Here is a 14,241-nt window from a genome sequence, read left to right on the forward strand (position 1 = left end):
GGCGAGCGGCGTCATTTTTCGCCGGTCTGCTGCGCGCTGATCGCGGCGCGTTTTCGACGCAGATAATCGCGCAGCGCATGGGCGAGTTCGCGGATATTCAGGAAGATCGGCCATGTCGTGGCTGGCTCTACAGGCTCCATGGAAACGCCGACGGACGCGATGTGGCCGTGTTCGTCGATATCGCGGACGATGAGCACGATGGTACCCAGTCGCACCCGATCGGCGTAGTCGGGTCGGCCACCGACGCGCTGGGTGATCAGTTCGGCGATCGTCTTGCTGCGCTCACTGTCGGAGATCGAGAGTGGGCCATAGGCCTCGTCGATATCGCGAACATGGCTGGCGGGCGAGATGGCAAATGTGCCGAAGAATTCGCCGTCATCTTCCGCGACCGGTGCTTCTGTCGCAAAGAGGCGGTCGAGCAGCTTGGAATAGCTCGGGGCGATGAAAAGATAGACCTGGTCGTTCTCGCGCAGGCGTCCTGCGTACTGGTAGCGCATCGACTTGCCGTCGCGGATGACGAGCGACGGCATGGCCCAGCGCGGTATACGCTCGCCACGCAGGACGGGGCTGCGCGCGACGACGCGGTAGGCCAGAAGTTCGTGGTTGGCCGTGCCCGGCAGATCGAGCTCGACCTTGTCGATCGCGCCGATGCGTGGCGGGATGATCAGGGCGAGACGCTTGGCCAGAGGCTTGATGGTCCAGCCTTGAAGAACGAGCGAGATCATGACGACGATGAAGGCCGTGTTGAAGAAGATCTGGCCGTTTTCCATGTTGCCGACCACCGGCACGATGCCGAGCAGGATCGACACGGCTCCGCGCAGACCGACCCAAGCGATGAAGCCGGTTTCGCGCTGGGTGAAATCGAAGGGCAGGAGGCAAAGCCAGACGGCAAGCGGACGCGCGACGAAGACCAGGAAGAGCGCAAGCAGGACGGCGGGTAACAGGATTTCCGGGAATTGCGAGGGCGTCGCGAGAAGCCCGAGCACCAGGAACATGATGATCTGGGCCAGCCATGTCATGCCATCCTGGAAACGCTTGATCGCGACCGTTGCGGGCAGCTTGCGAGACCCGGCATAGATGCCCGCGACATAGACCGCCAGGAAGCCGCTGCCGCCGATCAGGCCGGTGAATGAGAAGATCATCAGAGCGATGGCCAGCATGAAGATCGGGGCGAGACCCTGTTCGATATGCAGCCGGCGCAAAATGAAGGCGATCGACGCACCGCCGGCGAGGCCGAGGATCAGGCCGATTCCCATCTGTTCGACGAAGAGCCTGAGCAATTCGAGAGAGAGACCGTCTGCGCCGCTGCCGTTGGAGATGAGTTCGACCAGAGCGATGGCAAGGAAGATTGCCATCGGGTCGTTGGTGCCGGATTCGACTTCCAGTGTGGAGCGGACGCGGTCACGGATGTTGATGCCGCCGATGCGCAGGAGGAAGAAGACTGCCGCCGCGTCGGTGGAGGCGAGGATGGCGCCGAGCAGCAGGCCTTCGAGATAACTGAAGCCAAAGAGCAAGTGGGCGGCGAGGCCGAGGAGGAGCGTGGTCAGGAGCACGCCGAAGGTCGCGAGCGTCAGCGCCGGTGCGGCCGACAGGCGAAAGGACTGCAGCGACGTGCCATAGCCGGAATCGAAGAGTACCACCGCCAGGGCGAGCGAACCGACCACATAGGCGAGCGGGAAGTTGGAAAACACGATCCCCAGGCCATCGACGCCCGCAGCGAGGCCGATCGTGAGGAAGAGAAGAAGGAGAGGGGCGCCGAAGCGAAAGGCGATCAGGCTCGAAAAGGCGGCCAGAAAAACCAGGGCCGTTGCAACCAGTGTGACCGCGTAGAATTCGCTCAACCCTCTTCCCCTTTCCAGATGCCGGCCGGGCGGCAACACCCACCACTGTCCGCCGCGGCCATCAGGGTGTCAAACCGATGGTCGTCGTTTCCCATCCTGAGACGGGTCGATTTTCAAACAGGGTAATCTCGTGCTTGCCGAACGGCTTGAAGAAACTGGAACAAGATCATGATGATTGTGGGGCGAATTTAAATTCTTTAATCCGCCCCACAAAGTTTTATCTCGGTTCGGAGAGCAGGCCCTTGATGAGCGCATAACTCGCGCCGAGAAGGACGAAGGCGAAGGGCAGGCCGGTGGAGACCGCCATCGCCTGCAGGGCGACCAGACCACCGCCGAGCAACAGGGCAACAGCGACGAGACCCTCGAAGGTCGCCCAGAAGACGCGCTGCGGCACAGGGGCATTGACCTTGCCGCCCGCCGAGATCGTATCGATCACCAGCGAGCCGGAATCGGACGAGGTGACGAAGAAGACCACCACGAGCACGATGCCGATGAAAGAGGTGACGGCGGTGAGCGGCAGATGGGCGAGCATCTCGAACAGCTGCAGTTCAAGTGCTGCATCCTGAACGCTGCTCAGTCCGTCATTGACGACCTGACTGATCGCAGTGCCACCGAGCGCCGTCATCCAGAGAACGGAGACAAGCGAGGGGATCAGCAGCACAGCCGTCAGGAGGCCGCGAACCGTGCGACCACGGCTGACGCGGGCGATGAACATGCCGACGAAGGGCGACCAGCTGATCCACCATGCCCAATAGAAGGCCGTCCAGCCCTGGGCGAAATTGGTGTCTTCGCGCCCGAAGGGATTGGCGAGCGCCGGCAGATAGGTCGCATAGGCCTTCAGGTTCAGGAAGAAGCCCTGAATGATCTGCATGGTCGGTCCAACCGCGATGATGAAGACGAGCAGCAAGGCAGCGAGGCCCAGATTGATCTCGGACAGGAGTTTGACGCCCTTGTCCATGCCGGCCACGACAGAGGCGATGGCGATGCAGGTGATGGCGAGCACGAGCAGGATCATCGTCGTCTGGGTCGAGGGAATGCCGAAGAGAAACTCCAGGCCGGCGCTCGCCTGCTGGGCACCGATGCCGAGCGAGGTGGACAGGCCGAAGATCGTGGCGAAGACCGCGAGGATGTCGATGACATGGCCCGGCCAGCCCCAGACCCGTTCGCCGAAGATCGGATAGAAGATCGAGCGCAGGGTGAGTGGCAGTCCCTTGTTGAAGGAGAAAAGGGCAAGGGCCAGTGCAACCACGGCGTAAATCGCCCAGGGGTGCAGGCCCCAATGGAAGATGGTGGCGGCCATGGCAAGGCGACGGGCCGCTTCCGGATCGCCGATTGCGCCGCCGAGCGGTGCCCAGTCCGTACGTACGCCATCTTCGAAGACGGGACCGCCGAGGGCTGCCGTGAAGTGGCCCATGGGTTCCGAGACACCATAGAACATCAGGCCGATGCCCATGCCGGCGGCAAACAGCATCGAGAACCAGGAGAGGTTGCTGTAATCCGGTCGCGCATCCGGGCCGCCGAGACGGATCCGCCCAAGCGGGGACAGGATCAGGCCGATGCAGACGAGCACGAAGATGTTGCCGGTGAGCAGGAAGAACCAATCGAGATTGCCGGTCAGGAAGTCACGCAGGCCGGTGAAGACAGGCTCGAGCGTGGTCTGGAAGGCGAGCGTCAGGAAGGTGAAGAGCACGATTGCGATGGCCGAGACGCTGAAGACGACATTGTGAATGTCGAGTTCGAAGACGAAGCGGCGGCGGAAGTTGATGTTGTCCTGACCGATCTCGTAGGTCGTGTCGATGATCTCGGTTCGCCCTTCGGGCGCCGGTATCGCGTCTTCAGCGACAGCTGTGTCGGGATCGGTCGTTGTGAGAGCCAATGTTCCGGTATCCTTTCGATGTGAGACGGGGCAATCGGGCCCCGAAATGGGCGCAAGTGTTGCGCCAGAGTGGTGGCGCGCGCCCTTTTTGAGAGCCGCATTTGCGCCACAATTCGAAGAGGCAACTTGCGAGCCGCTCAATTGTTCCCGATCGGAACGAATTTTTTTGCGGACGCTCGGCCATCCCCGAAAACGAAAAAGGCGAGCCATTGCTGGCCCGCCTTTCATGCGAGACAAAGTCAGTAAGTTCAGATCAGCTTCGCCATTGCCACTGCCGTGTCCGACATGCGGTTGGAGAAGCCCCACTCGTTGTCGTACCAGGTCAGGATGCGGACGAAGTTGCCTTCGAGAACCTTGGTCTGGTCGAGCGCGAAGATCGATGAGTGGCTGTCGTGATTGAAGTCGCGGGAAACCAGCGGCTCGTCGGTGTAGCCGAGGATGCCCTTCAGCGCGCCGTCGGAAGCAGCGATGATGGCGTCGTTGATTTCCTGAACCGTGGTGTTCCGCTTGGCAACGAACTTGAAGTCGACGACCGAGACGTTCGGGGTCGGCACGCGGATCGAGGTGCCGTCGAGGCGGCCCTTGAGATGCGGCAGGACCAGGCCAACGGCCTTGGCAGCACCCGTCGAGGTCGGGATCATGGACAGGGCTGCTGCGCGGGCGCGGTACAGGTCCTTGTGCATGGTGTCGAGCGTCGGCTGGTCACCCGTGTAGGAGTGGATCGTCGTCATGAAGCCGTGGTCGATGCCAACGGCGTCATCAAGCGTCTTGACGACCGGAACCAGGCAGTTCGTCGTGCAGGACGCGTTGGAGATGACCAGATGGTCCTTGGTCAGCTGGTCGTGGTTGACGCCGAAGACGACGGTCAGGTCTGCGCCGTCTGCCGGTGCCGAGACGATGACGCGCTTGGCGCCAGCCTGGAGATGCAGGGCGGCCTTGTCACGCGATGTGAAAATGCCGGTGCATTCCATGGCGATATCGATGCCGAGTTCCTTGTGCGGAAGGGTTGCCGGATCCTTGATCGCAGTGACCTTGATCGGCTTGCCGCCGTCAATGGTGATCGTGTCGCCGTCGACCTTCACGGTGGCCGGGAACTTGCCGTGGATCGAGTCGTAACGCAGCAGGTGGGCGTTGGTTTCGACCGGGCCGAGATCGTTGATGGCGACGACTTCGATGTCGGTACGGCCGGATTCGACGATGGCGCGGAGAACGTTACGTCCGATACGGCCGAAGCCGTTGATGGCAACTTTCACAGTCATTGGTGCACTCCCGATTGAATAGATGGCTTGGCAGGCAGGTCAGGGCGCGACAGTCGCGCCCTGGCGGGATGGTGTCAGGCAAGCTTGGCTTCGGCTGCGGCGACAACAGCGTCGGCCGTGATGCCGAAGTGCTTGTAGAGTTCCTTGGCCGGGCCGGAGGCGCCGAAGGACGTCATGCCGATGAAGGTGCCGGTGGAGCCGATGATTGCGTCCCAGCCCTGGCGGATGCCGGCTTCGACCGCGATCTTGACCGGCGCGTTGCCGATGATCGCTTCCTGGTAGTCGGCGTCCTGATCGAAGAAGAGCTCGAAGCAGGGAACGGACACGACGCGGGCCGGAATGCCCTTGGCTTCCAGTTGCTGCTGGGCCTTGATCGCGATTTCCACTTCCGAACCGGAAGCGAAGATCGAAACCTTTGCGTCGCTGGCCGAGATCAGCTCATAGGCACCCTGGGCGCAGAGGTTGCGCTCTTCATATTCGGTGCGGGCCGGGATCAGGTTCTGGCGCGTCAGCGCGAGGCCCGACGGACGATCCTTGGTTTCCAGCGCAACCTGCCAGCACTCGACCGTTTCCGTGGCGTCGGCCGGGCGGAACATCATCAGGTTTGGAATGGCGCGCAAGGCTGCCATGTGCTCGACCGGCTGGTGGGTCGGGCCGTCTTCGCCGAGACCGATGGAATCATGGGTCAGAACGTGGATGACACGGATGCCCATGAGGGCGGCCAGACGGATAGACGGACGGCAATAGTCCGAGAAGATCAGGAAGCCGCCGGAATAGGGGATTAGGCCGCCATGCAGCGCGATCCCGTTCATGGCGGCGGCCATGCCGTGTTCGCGGATACCGTAATGGATGTAACGGCCGGAGAAGTCAGTCGGGGTGATCGACTGGGTCTGGCTGGTCTTGGTGTTGTTCGAGCCGGTCAGGTCAGCGGAGCCGCCGAGCGTTTCGGTGACGACACCGTTGATGACTTCGAGCGCATCTTCCGAAGCCTTGCGGGTCGCGACCGTCGGCTTGGTTTCAGCGAGCTTCTTCTTGTAGGCGTCAATGGCGCCGGCAAGCGTACCTGGAAGTTCGCCGGCGAAGCGGCGGTTGAACTCCGCGCGCTTCTCCGTGTCGGCGCCAGCGAGGCGGGCTTCCCAGTCCTTGCGGGTCTTGGTCGAGCGCAGGCCGGCGAGGCGCCAGGCGTCGAGTACGTCAGCGGGGATAGAGAAGGCTTCTTCTTCCCAGCCGAGCGCCTTGCGAGTCGCGGCAATTTCATCGGCACCGAGTGGCGAGCCGTGAACCTTGTGGGTGCCGGCCTTGTTCGGGGCGCCGAAGCCGATGACGGTCTTGGCGGCGATCATGGTCGGCTTGTCGGACTTCTTCGCGGTTTCGATGGCGGAAGCGATGGCATCCGGATCGTGGCCGTCGATGGCAATCGTATTCCAGTTGGCCGAACGGAAACGGGCATGCTGGTCGGTCGAATCGGCGAGCGAGACCGCGCCGTCGATCGAGATGCCGTTGTCATCCCAGAAGACGATCAGCTTGTTCAATTTCAGGTGACCCGCAAGCGTGATCGCTTCCTGGCTGATGCCTTCCATGAGGCAGCCGTCACCGGCAAGCACGTAGGTGTAGTGGTTCTGCAGGTCCGAGCCGAACTCGTCTTCGAGCTTCTTCTCGGCGAGTGCCATGCCGACAGCCGTGGCGATGCCCTGGCCGAGCGGCCCGGTGGTCGTCTCGATACCGGAAGCGTGGCCGTATTCCGGATGGCCGGCGGTCTTGGCGCCGAGCTGACGGAAGGACTTGATATCCTCGATGGTCATGTCCTCGTATCCCGTAAGATAGAGGAGCGAGTAGATCAGCATCGAGCCATGGCCGGCCGAAAGGACGAAACGGTCACGGTCGGGCCAGAGCGGGTTCTTGGGGTCGAAGCTCAGGTAGCGGCTGAAGAGGACGGTCGCGACATCGGCGCAGCCCATGGGCATGCCGGGATGGCCGGAATTGGCCTTTTCCACTGCATCCATGGCGAGGAAACGGATCGCATTCGCCATCCGCTGATGTTTTTCGGGAGAAATCATGGCTTTTCCGCTTGTTCCGGGGCTTCGAGACACGGCCCGCCGGGGTGGGCCGCCTGAACGGGGGTGATCCTTATCAGGTGCATCGCGCAAGTCAACAAATGGCCCGGCTTCGGGCGTTTCTGGAGCCAATAAATCATCGCGCTGCCTCATTCCTGTGCGAGTTTTCGCTATGAATTTCCAAGCGGCAATTTGTGGCAGTCTTCCACAGAATTGGCTTCAGTGTATGGCTTGCACTTTATTGACGCGCGGCAAGGCCGGGGCTTACTGTCCCGGCTCACATCATCACGGCAGCCACGACGATTCGTGTGGCGAACAGACGTCAGTGAAGCAGGGGCACAATCATGCCGGCGGAAAATTCGGTGGATGCCGCGCTCACGGCGCTTCGCCAGGCTGTCGCCGGGTTGGAGAATGCCGTCGACATGCGCTTCGAGGCGGAGCGCGAGAGTATGGAGATCGACGGTGAGGTCCGGCGGGTGCATGCCGATCGGTCGCGCCTCGCCCAGGAACTGGACCAGTCGGAGTTTCGGGCCAATCGACTCGAAGAGGTCAATCGTGAGGTATCACGTCGTCTGGTCACGGCCATGGAGACGATCCGCGCGGTGCTCGATCGCTGATTGTTGGCCGGCTGGCCCCTGTTTGCTTCTGGCGCCCGGGCGCCACGCGTAGAAAAGAGTTGGAAGGCCGATGGCGCAGGTCACAGTCACGATCGACGGAAAAGCCTATCGCATGGCTTGCGAGGAGGGGCAGGAATCCCATCTGACCGAGCTCGCAAACCAGTTCGATCGCTACGTTGGTCATCTCAAGGGGCAGTTCGGCGAAATCGGGGATCTCAGGATCACCGTCATGGCCGGGATCATGGTCATGGACGAAATGGCCGAGATCAACCGACGCTTAGCGGCGGCGGAGGCAGAACTCGCAGGTTTCCGCGAGGGACGCGACAGCGTGCTGTCCGGCGTGCATAGCCGGGAAGAAGCGGTGGTGCATGCGATCGCGGACCTTGCCGAGCGGCTGAATGGAATTACCCGCAAGCTAACCCAGCGACCTGCACCCCAGCCGCAGGCCTGAGGACTATTTGCCAAGCCCACTGGCGGAGCAGGCACGAAGAGCCTATATCTGATTTGCGATCTGCGCCTCACGACAGGAACCACAATCCCTGGGGCCATACTCGATCCAAAGGGAGCTGTCCCTGGCCGGGCCCGTGGGCTCGGACATATGGCGCCCACCTACGTTTGTAGGCACCCAGGATCGTAAAAATCCACCGGTTGCCGTGGATCGCACTTAATTCCCCTCCACACAGGAAATTAAGTTGTATGATCATTTGACTGCAAGCCGATCACTATAAATTGGTAAGTTTCATTTTAAGTCGCGATTTTTTGTTTATTGTTTTTTTGTTTTTAGTTCAAATTGCTTAGTAGCGCCACGAAGTCCACTGGATCGTTGAAGTAGTTTCTGTAGGCGCTTCGCAATTGCTTTGGTTCTCCGGTGACGTAAACGGCGTTAATGCTTTTTGTGCTTTCTTCAAGTTCGTTTGCTCTTGTTATTGCATCTTGGGCGTTGCGGAATACCTGGACGTCCAGAGAGTAATCTCCATCATCGTTAATGCGAATATTCAGGACGTTGTGCTTTCCAAGTATGTCGTAACTCTCAAACTGACGCATCGCGCTTAATCTTTGCAGGATTCCGAGTTCATTTTCCATTGCGCTGAACCGAAGGTTGAGCTCCTCGTCGCTAACGTCCTCAAAGGCCCTGGATAAATTTTCATAGTGTCGAGCGATGATCTCACTCGCCATTGCGAAGAAGAGGCCGCGCTCATCATCGCCATATCCAAATTTTGTTCTCTGTCGGTCCACGATGTCCGAGATTTCAAGAGCAGTCGCCCAGGCGTGTTGCGCTCTCGTTCTATATTGAACCTCTACCATTAGTCCCTGCCATGGCTCGGAGGTTTCGTCACCTTTTCGGTGTGGGCGCGGAAAGTGTAGAACGACGTCATGAATGCCACGGTAGCCACTTATCTTCGGGTGCTCTATATAATTGTATTTATTTCTGTCTTCGTGCTTGAGTTTGTGCTTGACGTTATCTAAGACTTTGCTAGACAATAGAAAGTCTCTAAAAACATTTAGTTGTTCGATGTCATTAAATATTAGTCGGCATCCAGCGAAATCTTGCATCGTGGTCACGTCGCGGATCAGTGGTGTTCCATCAGGCTTTTTTCGTTTCAATTTATCTAAGACAGTATTTCGTCGTTTCAGGCGCTGAGCAAATTCTGCCTCAATCCCTGAAGTCTCGATTTTGCGCCGCAGCCATACTTTAAATGTGTTGATCACGTAACTATGAGAGGCTCTCCATTGGTCCACCAGTGCATAATCTGAGGGCTGAGCCGTGCCCTCCGCTATGGCCTTACCGGCTTGCCTCACTTGTGATTTGGATTGGGGTGGGGTGATAAATGCCATAATGCGAGGCTCATTCTTTATAGTGACTGTGAGAGTCTAAAATGAATTTTGGTTAGTGTGCGATGAATAGCGGAGCGGGTCCAGAGCTTTGACAGTTTGCTTCTGATGAGGCCGTGCCTGTCCAAATCTAATTTGTGGCTGTTTAAAAACCTGACGCAGGAAAGCCGCCGCGATCGCTCGCGACGGCTTTTCTTTGTTTCCGAGATCTGGGATCAGAATTCTTCCCAGTTGTCCTGTGCTGTCGCGGCTGCCGTGTTGCCGCCGCCAAAGGCCTTGGCCAGGTTGCCGACCATCTTGCGCGCCGGTGAGGCGACCGGGCGGGCCTGGACGGGCGCAGCGGCCGGACGAGGTGCCGCGGCACGCGGGGCAGGGGCAGACGGCTGGTGAGCCGGAGCGTGGTTCGTGCCACCGGCAATCCGGAACTGCGCGACGAAGCCGCCGAGATTGCGGGCGCTGTCGGCCAGACGATGCGTGACTGCAGTTGCTTCTTCCACCATGGCGGCGTTCTTTTGGGTGAACTGGTCCATGTGGTTGACCGAGCCGTTGATCTCGTTGAGCGCGACCGACTGTTCACGGGCAGCGGAGGCGATCGCCGTGATGTGGTCGTTGATGACGGCCACCTGGTTGGAGATCTCGCCGAGGGCGGTGCCAGTCTGCTGGACCAGCGATACGCCGCCAGCGACGGCTTCGCCCGACTTGTGGATCAGCGCCTTGATGTCCTTCGCGGCGTTGGCTGAACGCTGGGCGAGTTCGCGAACTTCCTGGGCGACGACGGCAAAACCCTTGCCGGCTTCGCCTGCGCGGGCCGCCTCGACACCTGCGTTCAGTGCCAGGAGGTTGGTCTGGAAGGCGATTTCGTCGATCACGTTGATGATCTTGGAGATTTCGCTGGAGGCCTGCTCGATGCGGCTCATCGCCTCGATCGCGTCAGACACGACCTTGCTGGAAGTTTCGGTGCTCTGGCGGGCCTTGGTTGCCATGGTGGCGGCTTCGTCTGCCTTGGCCGAAGAGCCGCGAACCGTGGAGGTGATCTCTTCCAGGGCAGCAGAGGTTTCTTCGAGCGAGGCAGCCTGCTGTTCCGTGCGCTTCGACAGGTCGTCGTTTGCAGAGCGCATCTCGGCGGAGCTCGCCTCGATGCCGGAGGTTTCGCCGCGGATTTCGGAAAGCGTGCTGCTCAGTTTCTCGACAGAGGCGTTGAAGTCGACACGCAGGCGGTCGAGGTTGCCGGAGAAGGTGCGGTCGATGCGGACCGTCAGGTCGCCGTCGCTCAACTTGTTGAGCCCGTCAGCGAGACAATCGACAGCGTCCTGCACGGCGCGTGCGTCTTCTGCCTTTGCGATTTCGCGTTCAGCGCGGTCCTTCTCACCCTGCGCCGCAGCTTCTGCAGCGCCGCGCTCGATCTCGATCTTCTGGATGGCGCTTTCGCGGAAGACGTTGATGGCACGGGCAAGCGCGCCGATCTCGTTCTTCAGCTCCTGATCGGGAACAGACGTCTCGAGCTGGCCGGAGGCCAGGCGGTCGGCAACGGCGGTCAGGCGCGGAAGCGAACCGACGATGCGGCGAACGAGAAGGGCAATGAGCGTTGCGGCGATCAGGAGCACGATCAGCGCCGTGGTGCCGATGGCATAGGTCATCTCGGTCGCGATGCTGTTGATGTCGGCCTTGCGAACGCCGGCATAGAGGATGCCGAGCACATCGCCGGCCGGCGAGAAGATCGGCTGGTAAATTGTGTAATACGGGGTCTCGAGGATCACGGCCTCGCCGCGATACACTTCACCCTTGATGGAGAAAGGATAGACGGCGCCGGTCTGGCCGAGTGCCGTGCCCACGGCGCGGTTACCGTCTGGCTTGATGATGTTGGTCGTGCGGCGCCAGAAGTCCTTGCTCTCGGCATCCCAGGCGAAGATCGTCGCGGTCTGACCGGTCATCCGGCCAATCGTGTCGATCATGCCGTGTTCGGTGAACTCTGTCGGGATGGCTTCCATCACGATGCGCTGGACATTGCCGTCCTGAGCCCAGGTGATCTGGGTGCCGGGCAGATCCCGTTCGATGATGGTGGCGGCGGTGCGAAGGCTCGCATCCTGGCCGGCGATGGCCTGTTCCTGGATGCGCGTCTGGATGCTGCCGGAGATGACCCACGCGACGGCGCCGAGTGACGCGACGAGGATCAAGACCGTCGTCGCGGTGATAGTTTTCGTGATGCCGAAGCGCGAAAAGAACTGCATGAAAAGATGCCCCTGGAACGTTGACTTGTACGATAGTCTAAGGGGATTGGGTTAAGCCTTGGTTTTCCAGAGGTATTGGAAACAAACTTGACGAAGTACAAATTCGTGTTTTTTCGTTGATGGCCTCCCCAAATTTGGCGGGTCTGGTCGTCGAAAGGCGTTTTGATGATTGTTAAGCGGGAATTGAAGGTGGATATCCGCAAGGCGCGACTGGCGGCTCGGGATGCCATTCCGCCGGACCTCAGGCTTGAGCACAGCCTCGCTATGGCAGAGTTTGCTGGGGACACACTGCCTCTCGAACCCGGCCTCGTTGTGTCCGGTTTTTTTCCGATCCGCTCGGAAGCCGACATCCGCCCGTTGATGGCGCGGCTCAAGGCACGCGGTGCACGCCTCTGCCTGCCTGTCACATTGGACAAAGAGACCATCGTCTTTCGCGAATTGGTGCCGGGAGCCGAGCTCGTCGATACTGGCTTCGGCACCCGCGGCCCGGGGCCAGAAGCCGTCGTTCTCGACCCGGATATGCTTCTCGTTCCGCTCTCGGCCTTCGATGCGTCCGGCCACCGCATCGGTTATGGAGCCGGCCATTATGACCGGGCCATCGCGCGCCTGAAGGAAAAAGGCCGGCATCCTCGATTGATCGGCATTGCATTCGACTGTCAGGAGGTGGCAGAAGTGCCCTTCGAGGCTCATGATGTCCAGCTGGACGCCGTGCTGACCGAAAGCGGCCTCAGGACATTCACGGATTGATTGGACGAAAATGCGACTTCTGTTTCTCGGAGATATGGTAGGCAAGACCGGACGAACGGCTGTGTGGGAGCGGTTGCCGGGCCTCATCTCCGACTTGAAGCTCGATTTCGTCATCGTCAACGGCGAGAACGCCGCCGGCGGTTTCGGCATCACAGAAGACATCTATCTCGAGACGATCAATGCCGGCGCCGATGTGGTGACAACCGGAAACCATGTCTGGGATCAGAAGGAAGCCGTGAGCTTCTGCACCCGGCACGATCAGTTCCTGCGGCCGGCCAATTATCCCTCCGGCACACCGGGCAAGGGATCCGGCCTCTACTACGCCCGCAACGGCGCGCGGGTGCTGGTGGCCAACATCATGGGCCGCGTCTTCATGCATCCCGAACTCGACGACCCCTTCAAGTCGGCCGAGACGATCCTGGCTGCCTGTCCTCTTAAGGAGCAGGCCGATGTCATCGTGTTCGACTTCCATGCGGAGGCGACCAGCGAGAAGCAGTGCTTCGGCCATTTCGTCGATGGTCGTGCGAGCTTCGTGGTCGGCACGCATACGCATGTGCCGACCGCCGATCACCAGATCCTGAACGGCGGTACGGCCTATATGTCGGATGCCGGCATGTGCGGCGATTACGACTCCTCGCTCGGCATGGAGAAGGAAGAGCCGCTCAACCGCTTCATCTCGAAGATGCCGAAGGGGCGTTTCGAGGCGGCGAGCGGTCCGGCGACGATCTGCGGCGTCGGCGTTGAGATTTCAGACAGCACGGGCCTTGCCGAAAACATCGCGCCGCTCCGGATCGGACCTCGCCTCGCCGAAACTATCCCGCCGTTCTGGGCCTGAGCGCCCTCCGATAACGCCATTGTGACGCTGGCGGACGGGGAGGCCGCTTTACGCATTCCCGACGCTCCCGCATTCTGAGCCGTAGGGAAGACGGTGCAGGGAGCGGCATGATGCTGAAACTGGTGTTGTCCATGATGGCGCTCGCGGCTGTGGCCGGAACTGCCGTTGCGCAAGAGGCCCCGCGCCCGCAGGTCAGCCAATGTCAGCTGATCGCCGAGAAGATCCCTAACGTCCAGTATGCGAATTACACGCCACCGGCATCGGGCGTTCCGGCGCTGACCCTTGCCCAGGTTCAGGAAGATGTCGTTATTACCTTCGTCGGGCATTCGACGTTCCAGATCGACACACCGGGCGGCATTTCCATTGCCACGGATTTCAACGGCTGGCTTCGCACATCACGTACGCCTGATGTCGTGACGATGAACAAGGCGCATTCGAGCCACTACACGCTCAATCCGGATCCGGCGATCGGCGCCGTTTTGCAGGGCTGGAACGAGGCCGAGCCGGGGCAACCAATCCAGCACCGGCTGGTCGTCGGGGACGCCTATGTGCGCAATGTCTCGACCGACATTCGCAGCTGGGGCGGCGATATGGAGGCGAACGGCAACTCGATCTTCATCATCGAGGTCGCCGGTCTCTGCATCGGCCATCTCGGCCATCTGCATCATGAATTGACCGATACGCATTACGGCGAAATCGGGCGGCTGGATATTCTGATGGTGCCGGTCGATGGCGGATTGACGCTGGGCGCGGACAGCATGAGCCGGATCGTCAAGCGCTTGAGATCCGCCGTCGTCCTGCCCATGCATCGCCGGGGGCCGCCGATCGAGACGTTTCTTTCGATGTTTGGCGGTGAGTTCGATACGCAGATTTCGGAGAACCGCGGCTTCACCGTGTCCATGCGGACATTGCCGAAGAAGCCGCTAATCCTCGTCTTGCAGGGGGTCTGAT

General features: G+C 60.4%; 11 protein-coding genes and 1 other RNA gene. 6 read left to right on the forward strand and 6 right to left on the reverse strand.

What is annotated here, in order from left to right; all coding sequences use genetic code 11:
• Positions 1-11 precede the first annotated feature (11 nt).
• The 4 genes from E9677_RS08320 to tkt all read right to left on the reverse strand — a co-directional run bounded on the left by E9677_RS08320 (position 12) and on the right by tkt (position 7,033).
• Positions 12-1,841: a potassium/proton antiporter gene (locus E9677_RS08320; protein ID WP_136557631.1), complete on the reverse strand. Its 1,830-nt coding sequence runs from the start codon at positions 1,839-1,841 to the stop codon at positions 12-14.
• Positions 1,842-2,058: 217 nt separating this feature from the next.
• Positions 2,059-3,717: a BCCT family transporter gene (locus tag E9677_RS08325; RefSeq protein ID WP_136557632.1), complete on the reverse strand. Its 1,659-nt coding sequence runs from the start codon at positions 3,715-3,717 to the stop codon at positions 2,059-2,061.
• Between the two features lie 248 nt (positions 3,718-3,965).
• Complete coding sequence (gap, locus tag E9677_RS08330) at positions 3,966-4,976, reverse strand: type I glyceraldehyde-3-phosphate dehydrogenase (protein ID WP_136557633.1); 1,011 nt, start codon at positions 4,974-4,976, stop codon at positions 3,966-3,968.
• Between the two features lie 74 nt (positions 4,977-5,050).
• On the reverse strand, positions 5,051-7,033 hold the full coding sequence (gene tkt / locus E9677_RS08335) for a transketolase (RefSeq protein WP_136557634.1): 1,983 nt from the start codon (positions 7,031-7,033) through the stop codon (positions 5,051-5,053).
• A 341-nt stretch (positions 7,034-7,374) separates the two neighbouring features.
• Here tkt and E9677_RS08340 point away from each other — a divergent pair, with 341 nt between their 5' ends.
• From E9677_RS08340 to ssrS, 3 genes are all read left to right on the forward strand, one after another.
• Positions 7,375-7,647, forward strand: a complete 273-nt coding sequence (locus E9677_RS08340) for a DUF4164 domain-containing protein (RefSeq protein ID WP_136557635.1) — start codon at positions 7,375-7,377, stop codon at positions 7,645-7,647.
• A gap of 70 nt (positions 7,648-7,717) precedes the next feature.
• A complete protein-coding gene (locus E9677_RS08345; protein ID WP_136557636.1) occupies positions 7,718-8,098 on the forward strand; it encodes a cell division protein ZapA in 381 nt (126 codons plus the stop codon).
• Positions 8,099-8,152: 54 nt separating this feature from the next.
• Positions 8,153-8,311: non-coding RNA, 6S RNA (gene ssrS, locus E9677_RS08350), on the forward strand.
• A 116-nt stretch (positions 8,312-8,427) separates the two neighbouring features.
• Here the strand turns inward: ssrS and E9677_RS08355 are convergent.
• Together E9677_RS08355 and E9677_RS08360 are read right to left on the reverse strand one after the other, a co-directional pair.
• Positions 8,428-9,483: a RelA/SpoT domain-containing protein gene (locus E9677_RS08355; RefSeq protein WP_136557637.1), complete on the reverse strand. Its 1,056-nt coding sequence runs from the start codon at positions 9,481-9,483 to the stop codon at positions 8,428-8,430.
• Positions 9,484-9,695: 212 nt separating this feature from the next.
• Positions 9,696-11,708, reverse strand: a complete 2,013-nt coding sequence (locus E9677_RS08360) for a methyl-accepting chemotaxis protein (protein ID WP_136557638.1) — start codon at positions 11,706-11,708, stop codon at positions 9,696-9,698.
• A gap of 168 nt (positions 11,709-11,876) precedes the next feature.
• Here E9677_RS08360 and E9677_RS08365 point away from each other — a divergent pair, with 168 nt between their 5' ends.
• The 3 genes from E9677_RS08365 to E9677_RS08375 all read left to right on the forward strand — a co-directional run bounded on the left by E9677_RS08365 (position 11,877) and on the right by E9677_RS08375 (position 14,240).
• Positions 11,877-12,455, forward strand: a complete 579-nt coding sequence (locus E9677_RS08365; RefSeq protein ID WP_136558124.1) for a 5-formyltetrahydrofolate cyclo-ligase — start codon at positions 11,877-11,879, stop codon at positions 12,453-12,455.
• Between the two features lie 10 nt (positions 12,456-12,465).
• Positions 12,466-13,290 carry a TIGR00282 family metallophosphoesterase gene (locus tag E9677_RS08370; RefSeq protein ID WP_136557639.1) on the forward strand — a complete coding sequence of 275 codons (825 nt, stop codon included), beginning with the start codon at positions 12,466-12,468 and terminating at the stop codon, positions 13,288-13,290.
• A 107-nt stretch (positions 13,291-13,397) separates the two neighbouring features.
• The gene (locus tag E9677_RS08375; protein ID WP_136557640.1) at positions 13,398-14,240 is read left to right on the forward strand and encodes an MBL fold metallo-hydrolase; all 843 of its coding nucleotides are present in this window, start codon (positions 13,398-13,400) and stop codon (positions 14,238-14,240) included.
• Position 14,241: the final 1 nt, after the last annotated feature.

The sequence above is a fragment of the Peteryoungia rhizophila genome (genome assembly GCF_004912145.1).
Lineage (GTDB): Bacteria > Pseudomonadota > Alphaproteobacteria > Rhizobiales > Rhizobiaceae > Allorhizobium > Allorhizobium rhizophilum.